This window comes from Dietzia sp. MNB45 (genome assembly GCF_051994785.1).
GTDB classification, from domain to species: domain Bacteria; phylum Actinomycetota; class Actinomycetes; order Mycobacteriales; family Mycobacteriaceae; genus Dietzia; species Dietzia kunjamensis.
This window is the reverse complement of sequence record NZ_CP163397.1, coordinates 1,878,123-1,898,284: the sequence shown is the minus strand read 5'-3', so window position 1 is coordinate 1,898,284 and position 20,162 is coordinate 1,878,123. Positions and strand designations below refer to the sequence as shown.

General features: G+C 66.7%; 15 protein-coding genes and 4 tRNA genes. 8 read left to right on the top strand and 11 right to left on the bottom strand.

What is annotated here, in order from left to right; all coding sequences use genetic code 11:
• Window positions 1-4: 4 nt before the first annotated feature.
• Window positions 5-1,783 carry a condensation domain-containing protein gene (locus AB5G72_RS09120; protein ID WP_440219705.1) on the bottom strand — a complete coding sequence of 593 codons (1,779 nt, stop codon included), beginning with the start codon at window positions 1,781-1,783 and terminating at the stop codon, window positions 5-7.
• Between the two features lie 320 nt (window positions 1,784-2,103).
• Between AB5G72_RS09120 and AB5G72_RS09115 the strand changes: the two genes are divergently transcribed.
• Complete coding sequence (locus tag AB5G72_RS09115; protein WP_143337681.1) at window positions 2,104-3,174, top strand: hypothetical protein; 1,071 nt, start codon at window positions 2,104-2,106, stop codon at window positions 3,172-3,174.
• A 29-nt stretch (window positions 3,175-3,203) separates the two neighbouring features.
• Window positions 3,204-4,304, top strand: a complete 1,101-nt coding sequence (locus AB5G72_RS09110) for a glycosyltransferase (RefSeq protein WP_440221484.1) — start codon at window positions 3,204-3,206, stop codon at window positions 4,302-4,304.
• On the opposite strand, the gene AB5G72_RS09105 is transcribed toward AB5G72_RS09110, so the two are convergent.
• The 6 genes from AB5G72_RS09105 to AB5G72_RS09080 form a co-directional block, all read right to left on the bottom strand.
• Entirely contained in the window at window positions 4,301-5,626 is a 1,326-nt protein-coding gene (locus AB5G72_RS09105) for an O-antigen ligase family protein (RefSeq protein WP_253003656.1), read from the bottom strand. The genes AB5G72_RS09110 and AB5G72_RS09105 overlap by 4 nt on opposite strands.
• Window positions 5,623-6,399, bottom strand: a complete 777-nt coding sequence (locus AB5G72_RS09100) for a polysaccharide deacetylase family protein (RefSeq protein WP_240341296.1) — start codon at window positions 6,397-6,399, stop codon at window positions 5,623-5,625. The genes AB5G72_RS09105 and AB5G72_RS09100 overlap by 4 nt, the downstream gene beginning before the upstream one ends.
• Window positions 6,396-7,868, bottom strand: a complete 1,473-nt coding sequence (locus AB5G72_RS09095) for a flippase (RefSeq protein WP_254050455.1) — start codon at window positions 7,866-7,868, stop codon at window positions 6,396-6,398. Before AB5G72_RS09095 ends, AB5G72_RS09100 begins: the two co-directional genes overlap by 4 nt.
• A gap of 74 nt (window positions 7,869-7,942) precedes the next feature.
• A complete protein-coding gene (locus AB5G72_RS09090; protein ID WP_440219704.1) occupies window positions 7,943-9,076 on the bottom strand; it encodes a GNAT family N-acetyltransferase in 1,134 nt (377 codons plus the stop codon).
• A complete protein-coding gene (locus AB5G72_RS09085) occupies window positions 9,073-11,181 on the bottom strand; it encodes a glycosyltransferase family 4 protein (RefSeq protein ID WP_440221452.1) in 2,109 nt (702 codons plus the stop codon). The genes AB5G72_RS09090 and AB5G72_RS09085 overlap by 4 nt, the downstream gene beginning before the upstream one ends.
• A gap of 743 nt (window positions 11,182-11,924) precedes the next feature.
• Entirely contained in the window at window positions 11,925-12,872 is a 948-nt protein-coding gene (locus AB5G72_RS09080) for an amino acid--[acyl-carrier-protein] ligase (RefSeq protein ID WP_240341294.1), read from the bottom strand.
• Window positions 12,873-13,165: 293 nt separating this feature from the next.
• On the opposite strand from AB5G72_RS09080, the gene AB5G72_RS09075 reads away from it, so the two are divergent.
• From AB5G72_RS09075 to AB5G72_RS09065, 3 genes are all read left to right on the top strand, one after another.
• Complete coding sequence (locus AB5G72_RS09075) at window positions 13,166-13,408, top strand: phosphopantetheine-binding protein (protein WP_240341293.1); 243 nt, start codon at window positions 13,166-13,168, stop codon at window positions 13,406-13,408.
• A 115-nt stretch (window positions 13,409-13,523) separates the two neighbouring features.
• Window positions 13,524-14,573 (top strand): glycosyltransferase family 4 protein, encoded by a 1,050-nt coding sequence (locus tag AB5G72_RS09070; RefSeq protein WP_096905388.1) that lies wholly within the window; start codon window positions 13,524-13,526, stop codon window positions 14,571-14,573.
• 28 nt (window positions 14,574-14,601) lie between these two features.
• Entirely contained in the window at window positions 14,602-15,702 is a 1,101-nt protein-coding gene (locus AB5G72_RS09065; protein ID WP_440221451.1) for a glycosyltransferase family 4 protein, read from the top strand.
• A gap of 44 nt (window positions 15,703-15,746) precedes the next feature.
• Here the strand turns inward: AB5G72_RS09065 and AB5G72_RS09060 are convergent.
• The 3 genes from AB5G72_RS09060 to AB5G72_RS09050 all read right to left on the bottom strand — a co-directional run bounded on the left by AB5G72_RS09060 (window position 15,747) and on the right by AB5G72_RS09050 (window position 16,046).
• Window positions 15,747-15,821: transfer RNA gene (locus tag AB5G72_RS09060), tRNA-Val, on the bottom strand.
• Window positions 15,822-15,853: 32 nt separating this feature from the next.
• Window positions 15,854-15,924, bottom strand: a tRNA-Cys gene (locus AB5G72_RS09055).
• Between the two features lie 49 nt (window positions 15,925-15,973).
• Window positions 15,974-16,046, bottom strand: a tRNA-Gly gene (locus AB5G72_RS09050).
• Between the two features lie 369 nt (window positions 16,047-16,415).
• On the opposite strand from AB5G72_RS09050, the gene AB5G72_RS09045 reads away from it, so the two are divergent.
• Window positions 16,416-16,487, top strand: a tRNA-Val gene (locus tag AB5G72_RS09045).
• Between the two features lie 146 nt (window positions 16,488-16,633).
• Here AB5G72_RS09045 and AB5G72_RS09040 read toward each other — a convergent pair.
• Window positions 16,634-17,314: a DsbA family oxidoreductase gene (locus AB5G72_RS09040; RefSeq protein ID WP_163375826.1), complete on the bottom strand. Its 681-nt coding sequence runs from the start codon at window positions 17,312-17,314 to the stop codon at window positions 16,634-16,636.
• Between the two features lie 158 nt (window positions 17,315-17,472).
• On the opposite strand from AB5G72_RS09040, the gene thrS reads away from it, so the two are divergent.
• Entirely contained in the window at window positions 17,473-19,557 is a 2,085-nt protein-coding gene (gene thrS, locus AB5G72_RS09035; RefSeq protein WP_440221483.1) for a threonine--tRNA ligase, read from the top strand.
• Window positions 19,558-19,643: 86 nt separating this feature from the next.
• Window positions 19,644-20,156 (top strand): HIT family protein, encoded by a 513-nt coding sequence (locus AB5G72_RS09030; protein WP_241504636.1) that lies wholly within the window; start codon window positions 19,644-19,646, stop codon window positions 20,154-20,156.
• Window positions 20,157-20,162 lie beyond the last annotated feature (6 nt).

Sequence of the window (20,162 nt, the reverse complement as noted above, 5' to 3'; positions counted from 1 at the left end):
CCGGTCAGCGGACGACGACCGGCGCGGCAGTGACCTCGCCGATCAAGCGGGAGACGTCCGCACGATCAACCCCGCCACTGTCTCGGCCCAACCGTACAGTGATCCTGCGTTCCGACACCGAGATCTCGGCCCCTGCGCACCGAGCATCCCGGGCCAACGCGTTCCGCACGCCCTCCAGTTCGACCCACGAGCCGTTCACCGCCACCCGATCCGAGGATTTTCCGCGGTATTCGATCGCCCCGTCCCGGCGAAGGGCCACGAGAAGGTCCGTGCGGTGCTCACCGCGAGGACTGTGGAGCGTGACCCGGCCCGGCGAGCCGATGACTGACGGGCGACCGAGCGCTGATCGCACCGATATCCCTGACGCCCCGGCGACCCCGGCCGCGGCCGCCAGATCCGCTACAGTGCACGGCTCTCGCCACCCCAGCGGGCTCGGCTCACCTGCCGCAGCGGTTGCCTCCAGCTCCGAATGGAACTTCTCCTCGTCCTCTGTGAGACAGACCAGATCCGCGAGGATTGCGCTGGTGTTCTCCACGATCTGTTCGAGCCACCTCCCCAGGCGGTCGGCGTGCTCCTGACGCGCTTGGGGGCCGTATAAATCCGGATTGAACAGGAATTTCGTCCTTATACCGTTGTCCGGACCCGGGATCATAGTCATGGCGAGGTCATCGATGGGCCCCTGGTCGATGACCTCGAGGCCGCTCTCAAGACTTCCGGCGGTCGAGGGCACCTCGAACGGGATCACATTGATCATCGGACCGTAGATCCGGCCGGTGCGCCATGCCACGGGGAGCTCGGCGCGCAAGGTGTGCGGAGCCTGACGTTGATGGTTTCGCGTGCTGCGGAACGTGGTCTGGAACAGCCGGACCAACTCCGGAAGCGGCGCCGAGTGGTCGACGGTCAGGTGGAGCGGCAACGCACCCATCGACTGCGATGGAGTGATTTTCTCCTCGGGAGCAAACCTCCCTGTCACAGGCAAGCCAACCACCACTGTCGGGTTCTCGACTAGTACCGATACATACCCGATCGCTGCGGCCGCAGCAACATGCGCCCAGTTTACGCCGTCGAGTGTCTCGGCGACCCGGGCGACGAAGTCCGGGGTGAGAACATCGATCATCGAGTGGAGGGGAGCCGGCGGGACGACACGGTCGGCGAAGCTGATCACCTCCGGCGCACCTTCGAGGTGCTGCCTCCAGAACTCCAGGTCGGCAGGGTCCGGCTCCGGCACTACGGCGATCATCTCCGCGATCCGTCCGAACCTGCAGTCAGGAACGTCATTCCCGTTGACGAGTGCGTCGAGGATTTCTCCCACACGGGACCGCAACAGGTTGGCGCCGTAGCCGTCGATCACGACGTGGTGGCACACGAGTAGCCATCCGAACGAATGCTCGCCGAGAACGAACAGGTATGACCGGAAGGGGAGTTCGGGGCCGCTGATCTGGAGCGCCCGTCGGATCTCTCGATCAGCGATAGTCAAGGCGGCGGCTCTCGGATCACCTTCCCCTGTGAGATCGATCCGGGTCATGGGAATCTCCTCGGCGGGATCGAACTGCTGGTACCAGTTGCCGCTCTCGTCGACGCCACACTTCAATAGCAGGGTCTCGCACTCCCGAAGCCCACGGTTGAACGCCTCGACGAGGACCTCTTCGGTCAGGTTCTCCCCGGAGTACCAGACGATCTGCGCCTGGGAGTACGCCGAACTCTGCGGGTCCTGGAGGTGCCCGTCCCGCATTGCCGCCTGCGCTGGGGTTAGAGGAAGACGGGGGGACAGGGTCTCGGACATGACACACCTCGGGCTCTGGTCGCCAGAAGGGATTGGTCCCACCGGCTGTGTGGGGATGGTAACCCCTCAGGGGCCCTGCGGGGAGGGCTACATGGAACAATGTTTATTTGCGGGTGCCGGGCGCTAGGATTTCGCGAGGACCGACGATCCCCGGCATGACCGGGGTGGCGACAACCGCCAGTTCGTCGGAAGGGGGTCCACATATGCCGTCATCAGCAATCGCGGAACGCGGTTCGCACTCGGTCGATTCCTCTAGACCATCGCGCCCTCCGGCCGTCGATCTTCGGCTGCTATTCGGCGCCTACCTCCGGTCGCTCCCGGTGGCACTCGTGGTGGGCGCGATAGTCGGAATCATCGTCGCGTTCTCTTACTCCAGGGCGACGCCCGTCTATTCCGTCGAGACGACGGTGACGGTCGGGACCGCCGCCCGGGCGGAGCGGGATGCCGTCGCCATGGACGCAGTCGCCGCCGGGATGTCCGAGTTCGTCACGGACGAGCGAGCGAAGGAGATCATCGAGGACCGCAGCGGTGAACCGGTAGTACTCGCCGGCAGGCGACCGACCGTTGAGGTGTCCACCGCGACGGTGCCCGGGCTGCTCAAAGTGGTGACCCGGTCCGAATCTGGCTCAGACGCGGCTGCACGGATGGGGACCGCTGTCGTGGAGGCGATGAACACTCGCGCCGGAGAACTCCGCGAACAGTTCCTCGCTCCGGTCGTCGACTCGGCCGACGAGGAGATTGCCGACCTCGAGGACCAGATAGCTGCTCGACGGCAGTCGGACAGAAACGCTGATACATCAGACCTCGCACGGCTCATTCAAGAAGCGCGGTCACGTACGGACACTCTGCGGGCGACCTACCCCACCGCGAATGTTATCGGGCAGGACGTCGGAAGCGGGAACCCAAGCTGGCCCACCCCGCTCCGGTCCGGGGCGGTGGCGGGAATCGTCGTCACCCTGGCGGCGGCGGCGGTACTCGGCGCGGTTCGGCTACGTAGAGGACGCCGAACAGACAAGACCTGGGCGCAGTCGGTGGGGCACCGCTACGGTTCAGTTGTGGACGTCGACGCCGCACCGCCGACCGGGCTACCCGCCTTGACGGAGGCGGCCGTGTCCGCCGTCCTCTCCTCCGGCGGGTCAGCCGTGCTCCTTGGTGACGTCGATCCGATCGTTCCGCCTCCCGATGACCGCTCCGAAGAGCACAGGCTACTCGTGGCCAGCCATGGCGAGCCGTGGTGGCGGGAGGTTGCCGCGTCCGCCGTGGATTTGGGAGTGGTGGTCGTCGACCACGGGTCCCGCAATGGGCGGGCTGCGGAGAAGGCACTAGCCGCTCTGGTCGAGGTCGGTGTACCGACGCGGGTGGTCGTCAGGAAGTCCGAGGCGGCCGGATGAACGCACTGGGAGCCGCCAGCGGGCGCCGGATGCCGAAGGTTGCACTGGTCCACGAGCGTCTGACCGACATCGCCGGCAGCGAACACGTGGTCGAGCAGATGGCCCGAGTCTGGCCGGACGCCCGGATCCATGTCCCGTTCTCGCGCCCGCAGGGCATCCCGAGCGGACTCGGCCCCCGCGTGCGCACCGGTCCGCTGCAGGCGGCGTATCGCATGACCGGCCAGGCCTCGTACGCGCACCTGATGCCGCTCGTCCCCTCGGTGCTGCAGCGGACCGCCATCGATCCCGAGGACACCGATGTGGTGGTGATCAGCCACCACGCGTTCGCGATCTCGGGGGCCGCGGTCGACATTCCCTCGGTGGCCTACGTCCACAGTCCGGCCCGGTGGGCCTGGGATCAGGCCTTCCGGCACGGGGAGTCCGACTCCCGTGCCGGCCGGGTGGCGCTCGCGGTGTTGGCGGCCAGGGCCAGGGCCAACGAAACCCGCTGGGCGCACCGCCCGCAGATCGTCGTGGCGAACTCGACGGCCGTGCGGGACCGGATTCGAAACTGGTGGGGCCGGGACGCGGAGGTCTTACACCCACCGGTCGACACCGGATACTTCACCCCCGGGGACGCACCCCGTGGTGACTACTTCATCTCGGTGGGCAGATTAGTTCCATATAAGCGGGTCGACCTCGCCGTCGCGGCCGCGGTTGCCGCCGGCGTCCGACTTGTCGTGGTGGGCGAGGGGCGGGACATGGACCGCTGCCGGGCGCGATCAGGGCCCGGCGTGGAGTTTCTCGGACGTCTGCCCCGCTCCGAGATGAGGGACATGCTCCGCGGCGCCCGCGCCCTGGTCATGCCGGGGGAGGAGGATTTCGGGATAGTTCCCGTCGAGGCCATCGCCGCGGGTACGCCGGTCCTTGCGCTGGGTCGTGGTGGCGCCCTCGACACCGTCATTCCGGGTGTCAGCGGAGAACTTGTGAACGGGCGCGGCGACGACGAGGTGATAGCAGCCCTGGCCCGGGCGATGCGCGAGTGGAATGACTCCGACTACGCGACATCAGACCTCGTCGCCTTCGCAGCCGGGTTCTCCGAGGAATCGTTCCGCGGCAGGATCGCCGAGGTGATCGAGCGGGTCGTCTAACGCTCCAGTATCCGCGGACGCGACGCCGGTTGCCGCCCCGTGACTCGGTCCCGCACCTTTGTGGACGTACTCGCCGCGACCGCGGGGAGCAGCCAGAAGTACGCATCCAGGGGAAAAATCTCCAGATAGGTCGCAAAGAATGCGGCCACGCAAGCAGCAAGCGCGACGGATGCGCCACCGGCCAGGAGCCCGCGTTCGAGGGGATCAGGGGTGTGGGGGATCATCCGGGTGAGCGTGAGAACCATAAGACCTACGATCAATGCATACGCGGCGAGTCCGATCGGCCCGAGTTCGAGCAGAATCTTCATGTAGTTGCTGTCCGGCTGGTATAAGGGGCTGGAGGGGTCGTGGCCCTCCGAGACCTTTGCCGCCGAGGAACCGGTCGTGCCCAGACCTGCTCCGAAGGGCTGGCTCAGCACAAGCGGGATGTTGACCGACCAGTGGCCTCCGCGCTCCTCGAGGCTGCTGCTCGAGACGAAGGTCCTAAGGATGTCCGACCCAGACAGGAAAGCGAACGTCAGGACGACGGGGACCGCAACGCAGAAGGTGATGAGCAGCCGCACAAGGAACCGCCGGGACAGCAGGACGCCGACGGCGACGAGCCCCACGGCTACTCCGATATAGCTAGCGCGGACTACCGATAGAAGCATACCGGCGGCGAGCACGGGGAACACGGCGACGAAGAACTTCGATCGGAGCCGGTGAGGTTCCGCGAGAGCCGCGGCGGTGGCCACCACGATGACGAGCATGAGGAACAGACCGAACGGGAAAGGCTGGTTGAACGTCCCGATGCTTCGCATTATCGGCCCGGCACTGCGAATGTGCACGTTCCACTCGTATCCCAGGTCGACCAGCGCGGCCCCGCCGACAAACTGCTGCCAGATCCCGTAGGACGCCGCCACGACACCCGCTCCCAATAGGACCGAGACCAGGCGATCCTTGTCGGCGCGGTCGAACGGGAACATCATCACGATGAGAGGAAGCAGGACGTAGAAGAACGCGATCTTCAACGGGAAGAATGCCAGGACACCGAACGCCGCGATAGCCGACACGGTTCCGATCGGAATGAGCAGGATCAGCGGAATGATCCACGGCGCGACCACGGTGCGGTGCGAACCGACCCGGCGTGCGAAGGGGCAGGCCGCCAGCACGGCGAGGACGGCAGCTTCTTTCCACGAGTTCATCGACAGCGGGGTGATCAACAGGAGTCCGTGGAACGGCAGGAGCCCGGCGATGGCGATAACCCCCCACTGGGGTCGTCTGATCGAGAGCGCGAACAGTGCGATGCAGATCAGCAGAATGACGACCGCGCCACCGATCATGCGTTCACCGCGGGGGGTTGGCGGCGGAGATCCCGAACCGGCGGCCAGGTGCATCGTGGTCGGATCACAGTCGCGAGGAACTTCGCAGGGCTCAGCTCCTCATGCATCGCCAGCCGTGGCTGCGCGAATGGGTCGGTCGCCGGATGACAGCGTCCGTTGGTGAACGAATAACCGCATCGGTACCCGGCGTCCCTGGTCAGTTGTCTTACGTCGGAAGTCTGATGACCGAACGGATAACAGAGGTCCCGCACCTCGCGACCGGCCCAGGCAGACAGGGTCTCGCGGGATCGCCTTAGTTCGTCGAGCGCTTTGGCCGGAGGAATGTCGGGAAGCGACACGTGGGTGGCGGTGTGTCCACAGAGCGCCGCTCCCGAATCGAGGGCCTCGGCGATCTCGACACGCGTCATCGTGCGATCCGCCTCCGGCCACCAGTCGGGATCGACTCCTGTCCGGTCGGTGACGGGCAGCAGCGTCCACGGGATTGACCGTTCGGCCAACCTGGGCATCGCGATTCGATGCACACCGACGATCGCGTCGTCGAACACCACCGCTACCAGTCCGGAAGCGTCGCCGGCGAGCAGGTTGTCGGTGAATTCGGCAAGGGTCACCGGTCGAAGGCCGAGAGCTTGGACCATGTCGAGGTGGCGGAGAAACGTCGATTCACGGACCGCATACGGGTAGACGGCGCGCCGGTCGGGGAGTATGTCGTGGTAGGCGAGCACCAATCCCGAGCGTCCGAAGGCTGTCAGGAGCCCGCTGAGCCGTTCCATCATGACCCCTTCCCATTGCATCCTGAGTCGACGAACCGTCGACCGATGAACGGTGGCAGCACTCGGCCGATGAGTGAAACACCCTCTAGCGAGTCGCTGAGCTCCGCCAGGAGGAGGAATACGAGCAACGAACCGAGGACAACCGGGAGCCACGGCCAAGCCGAGTATGTGATGAGGACGACGGAGGGGGCGACAACCGCAGCAGCCAGAAGCGCCAGACGAACCAGTGGCCCCCACGGGACGACTCCGCGAATCCCGATGCTGCGCTGGACCAGCAGGAGCACCGAAACGAAAACGAGCGCCTCGGTGACGAGAGTGGCTGCGGCCGCGCCCTCGTAGGACCAGCGAGGGATCGCGACGAGGTTCAACGCAACGTTGAGTAGCACGCCCCCGGCGGCCACCCAGGGGAACACGGTCAGCTTTCGAGCGGCGATGAGGGCGACGAGGCCGATGTTCGTCGCGCCGGAGAGCGCGCTGGCCAGCACCAGCAGCTGTGCGGTCCCGGCCGCCTCGACGAACCTCTCTCCGTACAGGAGGCCGACGAAGAAGTCTGCCGTCGGCCAGAAGCCCACCACGGCGAGCAACCCCAGAACGCCGGCGATGATCATGGCCTGTCTCGTCCGTTGGCGAAAGGTCTCGTCGTCGTCGGGCCACGCCCGGACCAGCACCGTCGTGAAGGGTACCGAAATGGTGACGGCGACCATGATCACCAGGTCGGAGAACTTATAACCGATCGCGTACATACCGACCGACTCGAAGGTGTCCAACCTCTGAAGGATGAGGATGTCTACCTTGGTCAACAGCATAATCAGCGCGAACCCAATCGAGATGGGGACGGCCTCACGGAGCATTTCCCCCCAGTACGCCGTCCCCGCGCTGAACACCGGACGAGGTCCGAGCCTGCCCCGTAGAACACCCGCGGCGCGGGCCACGAGGACGGTTAGCTCCTTGGCCAACACCGGGACAATGAACCAGACGAGTGACGGTGCAGTGCGTGCGACTATCAGCACCAATGTCAATTGCACGATGTGGGCTACGGCGTCCCACACAGTGATCGTGACGAGCCGCAGTCTCGCCTGGTACAGCACCATCAGTGCGTTTGCAGGGGTGGCCAGGACCACACCGATCGCTGCGAACGCCACCACCGCGACGAGTTCCGTCGACATTCCCGTGATCGCCGCATAGGCCACCGCGACGGCGAATCCGATGAGACCGAGAACGAACCGCAGCAGGATGAACGACCCCGCCACCCGCCGGGACTCCTCGCACGACGCACCGGTAAGGCGAGCAAGCACAACTCGACCTACACCGAGATCGGTCACCAGGGACAGGACGCCGAGCAGGCCGAAGACGAACGAGTAACGCCCCCAGTCGTCTGGCGACAGGGAACGGGCTATCACCACGCTGCCTGCCCACCCGAGAACCGCCGTGAGGATCCGGCCAGCGACCATCGCGCCCGAGTTGGCGAGCAAGGAACGGCTCTCGCTGTCCGCACCCGGCCCCCGGACGTCCCCCCCGGGGCGATCGTCCAGGGTGCTCTTCGGAGTCATGACCGCGGCGCTGTCGCCGGTCCAGCTCCACCACCGAACACCGCGACCATCCGGGACCGGACCCGTCCCGCGCCGTCCGACGCCCGAGCGGCCCCGCCGCGGACCAGCCCCGCCGCGAGGTCGGCAGCGCCCATCCTCGTCCTGACCCCTCGCGAACCCGATGGAGCTGCTACCAGAGTTCCCACTTCGTACTCGCCGGTCTGCCAGTCGCTCTTATAGCCATTTCTACCGAGGAGGAGATCCACACGGGTGACGCCGAGCTCGTCATGGTTCTCGCAGATCGCTTCGATTAGGTGGTGGCCCGGCCGGCAACGCTTGTGGCGGGGATCGAACCGGGTGAACCACAGTTCCGCAGTCCCATGTGTCGCCAAGGTCGCGACGTGGGCTCCCCATCCGCCACCGAACGTCCCGCCCCAGATGATGAGGTGCCCGGTTTCGGCTTCACGACGTAGGAATTCGTTGGTGAAGCCGCTATAGGGAGGAGCGCATAGATTGAGCCGACTCACCTCCTCCTGTTCTTCCGCCGCCGCGGCCGTCGCGACGATGTCCGTCCATCGCCTGTCGAACTGGGCGGCGGTGCTCACAGTCTCCACTGCCAGTTCGAGCCCCTCCCTGGCGAGTTTGCGCCGGGAGGAGGCCGCCCGGGAGAGCGTGGACTTGCTGCGCAGGTCGGACGCCCGGGTGCCCTCAGGCAGTGAGATCACCGGGCAGTAGTCGTCTCCAGTGAAGGTCGCGTCCCACCCTGGATCCGCCCGCACCGCGGCCACCAGCGGTGAATCGGACGGAAGGTGAGTCAGTTCGAGCGCTGCGCCCGAGCGTGCGAGCCCCGAGACTAGATCCGCTAGAGCCGCCTCATCTCGCGCGAGGGCTTCCCCGATCGTACCGAGCCCGTGGCCGAGCAGTCGGTAGACCGCCACTCCCAGGCGCCGTCGGCTATGAAGTGGCAGCAGGGCCACCAGCCGGCCGTCCCGGCGCACGGTTGCGAGCCGGAGCGGCCCGCGCCCGAGGTGGCGGTGCCAGGACAACCCGTAGGACGGACGCGAGGCGAACCTCGTACCGACTTCCTCGGCCAGTTTCTGCCATTCGTGCAACAGTCGGTCGTCTACTGCTTTATAGATCCGGAAGCTCATGGCTCGCATTCCTCGGGGAAGGCGTCGACAGCCCTGTGGAGCGCGCAGACGATCGTGTCCGCGGACCGGACGATGTTGTAGTGCTCACGAACGTGCGCGCACCCTGCCTCGCCCATTCTCCGGCGCATCCCCGGGTCGGAGATCAGGGTGTCGAGCGCGCCGACCACCGCGCGTGGATCCGAGCCGTCCACCAGGAGCCCGGTAACGCCGTCGATCACCATCTCTGGAATGGCGCCCGCGGGGTGCGCGATGACCGGAAGCCCGGCGACAGCGGCCTCGAGAACCGCGTTCGGAGCCTGATCGATGATCGACGGAAAACACATGATGTCTGACCCGGCCAACAGTTCCCATAGCCGGTCGTCGCCGGGGCGAAGGTCGCGGACGACCCGCAACCCAGGCTCCTCGGCGACGGCGTCGAGCGTGATCAGCAGTAGATCAGCGCGGTCCCGGAGGCATGATCGCCACGCCTCGAGAAGCAGTGTCCCCCCTTTGCGATCCATCGAGGTACCCAGGAAGACCACGGTGGGTCGGCGATCTGGCGGTCGTTTTGGTAGCTCTTTCGTCAAGAACGGAGACCAGATGCCCATCCGCAAGAGGGAGACCGAGTCCGGCGAAAGACCGTAGTCAGGTGAGGTGAGTGACTCGACGACGGGCAATGCGTTGGCCAGGACGTGGTGCGCGGCGTCGAGGACCGGTCGCTCGAATGGAAGAGCGGCCCTGCTGGCCTTGCGGGTGAATCGGGTCGGCGATCGATAAGGGATGCTGAAGGCGTTTCGCAGCCCGACGCTATCGGTCGTGATGACCGTAGGCACGCGACGCACAATTCTCGTCCCGCCGAGCATCGCGTTCTGGGTGTAGAGGTGAATAGCATCGATGTCACCACGATTCAGCCGCTGCCGCACCCTCTTGTTGATCGCCCACGAGTGGACGAGCTGACCTCGCAGCGGCTGTAGGTCGAGGTCGGCCCGCGCCAGACCCGGCACCGGGGCTCTGAGCACCTTGCCCACGATCCCCGGCCCTTCCGCGTCGAGGAATTCCGCCGCGATATCGTCTCTGTCCGCGAATGCGCGGCGCAGCGCGAGGTGAACGGTGGCATGACCGCCGATGTTCTCGTTGACGAACAAGGCACGCAACGGTCTGTGCTCGCCTCTGACTGTGGGGAGGCCGAGTCGTGACCTCAGGGCGTCGGCTTCCTCTCGTATCAGCCGACGGGCGGCCTCCCGGGTGTCAGGCCTGTACAGGTCGTGATCCCCCTGCGGGCTGGGAATCCGTTCGATGCGTCCCCGATAGCCTCGTCGTCTCAGTCGCCGTAGGCCGGCGTCGCCTCGCTGTGCGACGAAGTGGTCGTCGTCCTGGGGCGTCAGCGCGACGGTAGTGCGGACACCGGCGCGCCACAGTTCGCCGAGGAGGGGCCCGGGCACCTGAGTGATTCCTCTGCGTCCCAATGCCTCCCACGCTGAGTAGGGGAGGAGGCGTCGGAGCAGAGGTTTGAGCCGTGTTCGCGCAGACTTCGTGGCCGCAGGAGACACATTCTCGGCGTCATACCCGAGAGCGCTGAGGAACTCGCGGGTCACGGGCTCGCGGACCCGTGACCATTGGATCATCCCGAACAGCAGCACCGTGCCGGCTCTCGCGCGGATCGCGGACTCCGCTGCCATCCAGGCGCCCGAACAGAGTCCGACCGACAAGGTGGCGCTCGAGGGCAGGCCCCGATCCGCTAGTGCGAGGAAGACCTCGTGGGCATCACGGCGCGATTCATGGGAGTACAGGACCGCGATCTCGCCGCCGTCGACAGTGCCGGCCTCACCGCCGCCCGCCTTGTCAAATCGAAAGCAAACGAGTCCACCGCCTGCGTTCTCGCGGGCGGAGTCGACCCATGCACGCGTCGGCCCCCACGCCGGCTCGAGCGCCGTGCTCTGGAAGACGACGGCGCCCAGTGCTGACTCAACCTCAACGCGCGTGGAGAACAACTGCAAGTCGCTCGAACCTCTGACGGACTCGATCTCCTCCACTATCGGAGAGCCGTCGGGTAAAACGCCGACGACTGCTCGACGCCGGATCAACGGGTGCAGTGTCAGGGTCGTATCGCCTGCGCGGTCGGCCAAGTGTGACACGATCGCGCCGATGTCCGACTCGGGAACGTGGTGTACGAAGGCCGGTGGAGCGGCGAAGAGCTCTGCCCCGACCAGAGAGACCGTCTCCGCTCGGCCGCCACCGATCGATCCGAAGTCCGGGCTCGACAGGACGTCTGGGCGTCCGGCTACGAGGCTGACCGAGTCGCCGGCGGACCACGTGGCGGACTTGAGCCGCTCGGCGGCGGCCCGTGAGAAGTGCCCTCCAAGTACGGACACCCCCGGATCGCACCCTACATCCCCGACACTGAGGCGGAATTTGGTCGTCTGCTCGCGCAGCCAACGCCGCCCCGAGCGCGGAGGGTCCCAATGCACCAGACGGGCATCGAGACCGTGGACCGAGCCGAGTGCGGCATCGGCGACGACACAGCCGGCACGGATCGCCACGAGCGTGACGTCGTTCACCCCCTGCGCCTGCACCATCGCAACGGCCTCGAGGACACCTTCGCGCCACTCGTCCCATGCCGTGTCCGAGAGCTGGTCACCGGTCGACGACCCAGTCCCCGGGTGGTCGTATCGCAGGGTGACGAAGCGCGCCCGGACGAGCTGTTCGGTGAGTCGACGAGCGCCCCGGTAGGTGGTGACCTGTTCGATCCCCAGAGACGGGACGACAATCACCCCCGCCCTGATCTCTCGGTCCGACGGGAACTCGAGGACTCCGAAGAGCGAGCGGTCCTCCGGGCCGAACCAGGTCGCCATCTTCGTGGGAGAGACCGTCATCGGAACAACGTCCGTTGGACCCCGGTGGGCCACTCTTCGTGATCGAACCCATGCTCGGCGAACAGAGCCAGCGTGATTCGTTCCAAGCCGAAGCCCACGCACGCGGTATGCGCGGTGGAGCCGTCCGGGAGGGTGAGGTCGAAGTTTTTTCCGAAGTGATCCTCCGCGAGGTTGCAGGAGGCGATCGCATCAGGCGGATGGGTATTGCCGTAGACGTGCGTGACAATTTCGGTCTTGAGATCGTTATTGAGTTGCTCGTTGGCGAGCAACTTTCCCGCGCGTCCGAAGAACGGATCGTTGGCGGCGACCGGACGGACCTCGAGACCCAACCCGGTCAGTAGGTCGACGGCCCGATCGACCCACGCTGCGCGGAATCGGGCGGCATCTTCGGGCGAGCCTGCCCGGACGAACTCGTGCATACGGAACATCTGCATCCGCATGGGGTCAGTCGACGGCTCGTGGCGGAAACAGAATCCACTGACATCGGCTGCGATCCCCCCTGCCGGAAGCGCCGACGGGATCGCCCCGTAAAGCGGGTGACATGCCGAGGAGACCATCACCGTGTCACCGGGGGAGAGGTGGTGGTCCCATGACCGGCCCTCCGCCCGGTCCGAGAGTAGTTGTCGATGGTCGGAACCCGTCCCGCCGAAGGTGTTGACCACACCCGTCAGGTCGGGGAACGACTCTATGTAGTCGGTCTTCTCGTAGGTATGCCGAGAAAAAACCGGTGGGAAGCGGAAGTACTCGTATCCGGCGCCCCCGGGCGTGAGAGCTCGGGCGTCGTCACCCGCACGGGTGATGGCGTCGTCGACGGCATCGAGTACCAACTCGAATCCCGCCCCACGGGCATAGAGCCCGTCGACGCCTGCGGGGATGAGCAGTCCGGCGCCTACGAGCCCCTCACGGAACTCGTCTTTCATTCGGGCCAGTGATTCCAGGGTCACGACTCGCCACCTCTCGCCTCGTCACCCGAGGCTGCGTGCACGATGGGACATCGCGCGGAACAAGATGAGAGAATACCCACATGAAGGACGGATAGGGAAGTCCTCACTTCGCATTGCCCCTAATGCCGCGACGCAAGTGAAGTCGGAGGAGCTGGGACTGTTCAAAACTCGCTTCATGAGGGAAACTTCTCCTGGCTGCACGTTCGGTACACGCCTCCCGCGGCGATCCGGCAAGCGCGGCCGGGAGGCGTTCGGAGGAACGCCGGACACCGAATCAGGAATCCGGGGGGATCATGCACGAAATTGAGAAGCGCGTCCGACACGCACTACGAATGGCGCTGGGCGGAACGGTCGACGTGGGAGGGCTGGACAGATCCGACGATCTGTTCGCCGCCGGCATGACCTCGCACCAGACCGTGCAGGTCATGCTCCGGCTCGAGGACGAGTTCGATGTGGAGTTCGCCGATGAGGAACTGGTGAAGGCGACCTTCGCCACCATCGACTCGATGGTGGCGGCGCTCGCGGTTCACTCATGAAATTATTAGACTTTTCCGGAGCCGCGCCGTTGCCGCCGGCCGACCACTCCCCACCTGCGTTTTACCTGAGAATAAGCGCCTTTGATACCGCCCGCGGGGCCCAAAGCGTCGACCGATGACGCCGTCCGGAAGCGCGCCGGTAGTATGGGGAGCTCTCGCCCTTCGGCCCGGGGGCAGCGGGGTTCAGACCTATCAGCGCGAATTTATGCGAGCCGCCGCACTGGCGGGGTCCGGCCACGCCTTCGCCGCCGTGGTTCAACGCGACGCGGTGGGGGAACTCCCGGCGTCCGTCCACCCGCTGACGCGCCCCATAGCGAGCGGCGTGCGTCGAGCGCTCTCGGGTCTGCGGCCGGTACGTACCGAGGGAATCTTCCATTCCCTCGATGTCGATCTGCCTGTCGCCCAGCGCAGAGCGCGTGTGAGCACCGTGCATGACATGTCGGTGTTCGACGCGCCCTGGGCCTCCGGGCCGATACGAGCCCGGGGCGAGCGCGCGCTATTGCGCCGGTCCCTGAATTGCGCCGACGCGGTGATCGCGGTCTCAGCGTTCACCGCGGAGAGAGTGCAGGCCCTGACGGGTCGTATGTCGACCGTCATCCCGCTCGCGCCCGCCAGCTGGGCGAGGGTGCCCGCCCGGGCCGAGGTTAGAGCCGTCGTCGACCACTACGGTCTTCCCGATCGATTCGTCCTCCAACTCGGAACACTCGAGCCGAGGAAGTGCCCAGAGGTGGCCGCAGAGGCCGCACGGGTGCTCGGTCTGCCAATGGTCCTTGCTGGCGCCGGCACGGAGGCCCCAAACCTGGCGCCCGGGACCATGGGCCTGGGATATGTAGATCGAGCGCACGTCCCCGCCTTGTACAGGGCCGCGACCGTCGTGGCGTACGCGTCGAGGTACGAGGGGTTCGGCCTCCCTCCTCTGGAGGCGATGGCCTGTGGCGGCGTGGTGGCGGCCAGCGCGGTCGGTGGCATCCCCGAGGCGGTCGGTGCCGGGGCGGTGGTCGTTCGCGCAAACACTGTCGAATCCTGGGTCGACGCACTGAAAGAACTCGCGTTCGACGGCGATCGCAGGACGGAGCTTCTCCACCGGGCGGAACGCGTCGTGCGGAACCGCTCGTGGGACGCGGTCGCGGCGGAAACCCTCGCCGTGTACCGCACTGTGAGTTGACTGGGCCACATTGAGGAGTCGTCGATCCGTGAACACCAGAAATGTCGTATTGGTCAACGCCAGCGGAATGCGCTCTGGAGCCGAGAACGTACTTGGCGGGGTCGCTCAGACCCTTGCGGCCACGGGCGCTCAAATCATCCTGGTGAGTCCCCATGGTCCCGTCGTCGGAGCGTTCCCGTCCGGGACGGTTCATGTGGCCATCGACACCCTCGGATTGCAGGGTCGCTCCGGAGCGTCCCGGATCATCGCCGTCGCTCGGGTCGCGGCCGCCTGGATTCGAGCTGGCCGCACGCTACGCCGGGTCGTCGGCCCATCGGACACGGTCGTGGTCAACTCGCTCTTCGCTTTGCCAGCGCTGCCGGCGGCTTTCCCCAGAGGCAGACATACGGGCCTCACCACCTGGTTCGTCCATGACACGGTGGTCAGTCGGAAGCAGCGTGTCGCGGTGAGGTTAGGTGCCCGCCATCTCGACCGCGCGGTCGCGGTCTCCGGGGCCACCGCCGCCTCGGTCCGGGGCTTGGTGCGAGAGGTCATCCTCCGGCCCCATGGGGTGGAGATCGGCGACGACGATGCCTTCGGATCGCCCGATCGCGGGCAGGTGATCGGCATCCTCGCCACACTAACCCCCTGGAAAGGGCACGATGTGCTTCTCGAGGCCGTCGCTCGCATTCCCCATCTCATCCTGGAGATCGCAGGGGGCGAACTGCCCGGAGAGTCCAGCTACGTCGCGACGTTGAAGGCCCGCGCTGAACAAGACGACCTTCGAGGCAGGGTGGTGTTCCTCGGCCACGTCGACCGCTCCGAGGTGCTGTCGAGGTGGTCTGTGGCCGTCTCCGCCTCAATCCTTCCGGAGGCCGGCCCGTTGGTCGCGTTGGAGGCCATGGCAGCAGGGGTGCCGGTCGTCGCCACATCCCACGGCGGCGTTCGCGAATATCTTTCCGACGGTGCCGGCGTGTTGGTCGCACCTGGCGATGTCGATGCTCTCTCCCGTGCTCTGCAGGAGCTGACGGGGGACGCGCGACGCCGCGAGGAGATCGCGCGGGTTGCGCGAGCGCGAGTGAAACGCTCGCACGATATCCGCCGCACGCTGCCGGCGATGGTGGATGCCCTCACCATCGACAAACCCTGATGGAGCTTAAAGCAGAGCGCCCCGGCCTGAGGCCGGGGCGTTGGTGGTGCGCGATACTGGGATTGAACCAGTGACCTCTTCCGTGTCAGGGAAGCGCTCTCCCGCTGAGCTAATCGCGCGGGTTTCTGCGACCGGACGAGTCCGGCCGTAGAGGTGGAGACGGGAATCGAACCCGTGTTGACGGCTTTGCAGGCCGCTGCCTCACCACTCGGCCACTCCACCGCAAAGGTATCGAGCCTGGTGAGGACGTCCTGGCTCCTCGATCCCTCCGAGCGGATGACGGGATTCGAACCCGCGACCCTCACCTTGGCAAGGTGATGCGCTACCAGCTGCGCCACATCCGCATCGCTTCCCGGCTCGCTGTTGCTCACCGCGTTGCGAGAATGAACATTAGCCGACGACTTCGACGGAACACAAATCCGGGGTCGGAAATGGTCGATGATCTGGGCATACGTCCGAAATCGCCCGACGACAGCACCTCCCGGCCGGGCGCCGACCGTCGCGAGGTCACACCTGCTCACGTCTCCCCAGGGCGCCTCGTCGGAGCAGCGTCATCTGTGACCACTCGCCGGTCGGCAGGGCCGCCGGCGGCCGGGGCAGTGCGGCATGGGCCCGCGAACAGGGCTGCGAGGGCCTCTCGGACCCCGAATTGGGCGGTGGCCCGGGGCTTGCTACAGTGTTCCGGTGCCGAGCGAGACAGCGCGGCGCGGTGGGGTCCTATAGCTCAGCGGAAGAGCGCTCCGTTCACACCGGAGAGGTCACTGGTTCGAACCCAGTTAGGACCACAACGAAGACAGAAGCCCTCCCGGGAACGGGAGGGCTTCTGTCGTCGCGGGGCCTACCCGGGACCGCGGGGTCGGCGCAGGCCTACGCCAGACCGCGGGAACTACCAATCTGGCGGGTCAGCGCTCGCCCGGCGGGCCGACGGCGATCAGACCGCGTCGGGGGACGCCTGTGTGCCGGACTCCAGTGCCTGCTCCAGCGCCTGGGTGAAGACTTCCACCGGCTGCGCACCGCTCACCGCGAGCCGGCCGTCGAACACGAAGAACGGCACCCCTCGGACCCCGAGGCCGCGGGCCGTCTCCGCGTCGCGCCGGACCTCGTCGGAGAAATCGTCACCGGCCAGCACCCGGTCGACCGCGTCGGAGGGCAGGCCGGCGTCGACACCGATCCGCCGAAGCACGGCGGGGTCCGAGATCACCTGACCCTCGGAGAAATGGGCGCGGCGCAGTCCCTCGTCGACCTCGTCCGCGCGCCCGCGCTCGGCCGCCAGCGCGGCGAGCCGGTGCGCGTCGAACGTCGAACAGACCCGCGCCGACCGCCAGTCGAACTCCAGGCCCAACTCGCGGAAGCGGGAAGCCATCTGCTCCTGACCGGCCTCGGCCTCGGCTAGGGACATCCCGTACTTGCGCGCGAGCATCTCGACGCTGGTCTCGCCCGGCTCGTCGCCCGTGACGCGAGGTGCGGACGGATCCAGTTCGTAGGCGCGCCACGCGACCTCGACCTCGGTGTCGGGATGGTCGACCCGGAAGGACTCCAACGCCGCCTCCAGGTGCCGTTTGCCGATCCAGCAGAACGGACAGATGACGTCGGACCAGATGTCGATGCGCATACCCGGGTGCAACGCCCCGGCGAGGTCCGGGATTCCGGAGGGGCCCGGGTAGCATGGACCGGCCCGGTCCGCCGTTCGGACCGCGGTGTCAGCCCGGGCGGCCCGTCGCCGCCCGACGTCCACTGCCGAGGAGATCGTCCCCCGTGTCCGAGAACCGCATGCCTCAAGCCGATGTCGACGCGACGGGTGCGGCCACCGTGACCACCGTCATCCCGGCCGGTGAGCCGGCGGGCAAGATCCTCGCCGAGCGGGAGTTGCAGTCCAAGAGCGGCCCGGAGACCATTGTCGTGGTGCGCGACCCGGAGGGCACGCTGCGGGATCTGTCGTGGGCGCCGGAGGTGGACACCGAGGTCGAGCTCGTCCGCGCCGACACCGAGGACGGGCGGTCGGTGATCCGGCATTCGTGCGCACACGTGCTCGCCCAGGCGGTACAGGACAAGTTCCCCGAGGCCAAGCTGGGGATCGGTCCGCCGATCGAGAACGGCTTCTACTACGACTTCGACGTGACCGAGCCCTTCACACCCGAGGACCTCAAGGACCTCGAGAAGCGGATGAAGAAGATCATCAAGGCCGGCCAGCGTTTCTCGCGGCGGGAGTACGCCTCCCTCGACGAGGCGCGCACCGAGCTGGCGGGCGAGCCGTACAAGCTCGAACTGGTCGAGGACAAGGGCCGGGCGGACGCCGGTGACGCCGACGGCGCGGTGGCGCTCGAGGACTCCGAGATCATGGAGGTCGGCGCGGGTGCGCTGACCGCCTACGACAACCTCAACCCCCGCACGGGCGAGGTCATCTGGTCGGATCTGTGCCGCGGCCCGCACACGCCCACCACCAAGTTCATCCCCGCGTTCACCCTCACGCGCTCGTCCGCTGCCTACTGGCGGGGCGATCAGAACAACGCCGGTCTCCAGCGGATCTACGGCACGGCCTGGGAGAGCACCGAGGCCATGGACGCCTACCTCAACCGTCTGGCCGAGGCGGAGAAGCGCGACCACCGTCGGCTCGGGACCGAGCTGGACCTGTTCAGCTTCCCCGACGAGATCGGGTCCGGGTTCCCGGTGTTCCATCCCCGCGGCGGGATCATCCGCAACGAGATGGAGCAGCACTCCCTCAGGCGCCACCTGTCCGCCGGGTACTCACTCGTCAACACCCCACACGTGACCAAGGGCGACCTGTTCCGCAAGTCCCAGCACCTGAGCTGGTACTCGGAGGGGATGTTCCCCCCCATGATCCTGGACGCGGAGTACGACGCGGACGGCAGGGAGACCAAGCCGGGGCAGGACTACTACGTCAAGCCGATGAACTGCCCCATGCACAATCTGGTCTTCGACTCCCGCGGCCGCTCGTACCGCGAGCTCCCGCTGCGAATGTTCGAGTTCGGCACCGTGTACCGGTACGAGAAGTCCGGGGTGATCCACGGTCTCACCCGCGCCCGCGGCTTCACCCAGGACGACGCGCACATCTACTGCACCGAGGAGCAGATGGAGGGCGAGATCGCCTCCGTGCTGTCCTTCATCATCTCGCTCCTGCGCGACTACGGCCTCGAGGACTTCTACCTCGAGCTGTCGACCAAGGACCCGGAGAAGTACGTCGGCGGCGACGAGATCTGGGAACGCGCGACCGACACGCTGCGTCGGGTGGCCACGAACTCCGGCCTCGAGCTGGTCCCGGACCCGGGCGGGGCCGCCTTCTACGGCCCCAAGATCTCGGTCCAGGCGCGTGACGCGATCGGGCGGACGTGGCAGATGTCGACGGTCCAGCTGGATTTCAACCTGCCCGAGCTGTTCGACCTGACCTACAACGCCGCGGACGGCACCAAGAAGCGGCCGGTGATGATCCACCGCGCGCTCTTCGGCTCGATCGAGCGGTTCTTCGCCGTGCTGCTCGAGCACTACGCCGGGTTGTTCCCGGCGTGGCTGGCGCCCGTGCAGGTGGTGGGCATCCCCGTGGCGGAGGCGCACGAGAAGCATCTCGAGGACGTGATCGACGAGCTCCGGGGGCGCGGTATCCGCGCCGAGCTCGACGTCTCCGACGAGCGGATGCAGAAGAAGATCCGCAACCACACCACCGGCAAGGTCCCGTTCATGCTCCTGGCCGGTGACCGCGACGTCGAGGCGGGCGCGGTGAGCTTCCGGTTCCCGGACGGGACGCAGCTCAACGGGGTCTCGCGGAACGCCGCGATGGACAAGATCTCGTACTGGGTCAACTCCCGACGCAACGACGTGCCGACCGCGGAGCGCGTGTGACGGCCGGAGATCCGTCCTCGACGGGCGTCTACCGCCAGTTCGGGGTGGGGGAGGACCACCTCCAGTTGCTGTGGGCGCCCTACCGGATGTCATATATCGCCGAGTCGCGTCCCGAGCCGGCCGAGGGGATGACGGGGGAGCCGTTCCTCGACATCCCGAGGATGAGCGACGAGGACGGGCTGGTGGTCGCCCGGGGCGAGCACGTCTACGTCGTGCTCAACCTGTTCCCCTACAACCCGGGTCACTCGATGGTGGTGCCGTACCGCAAGGTGGCGGACCTGGAGGACCTCGACGACGACGAGTCCCGCGAACTCATGTCGTACACGCAGCACCTGATCCGGGTCATCAAGGCGGTCTCGAACCCGGACTCGTTCAACGTGGGACTCAATCTGGGTGGCGCGGCCGGCGGGTCCCTGTCCGAGCATCTACACCAACACGTCGTGCCACGCTGGATCGGTGACGCGAACTTCATTACCGTGACCGGCGGAACCAAGGTGCTGCCGCAGCTCCTCCGACAGACGCGGCAGCTGCTCTCGGAGGCGTGGTCCACCACGATGTCACCAGGCGATGTGCCCCGACCAGACCGCACCTCGAAGTAGGCAGGG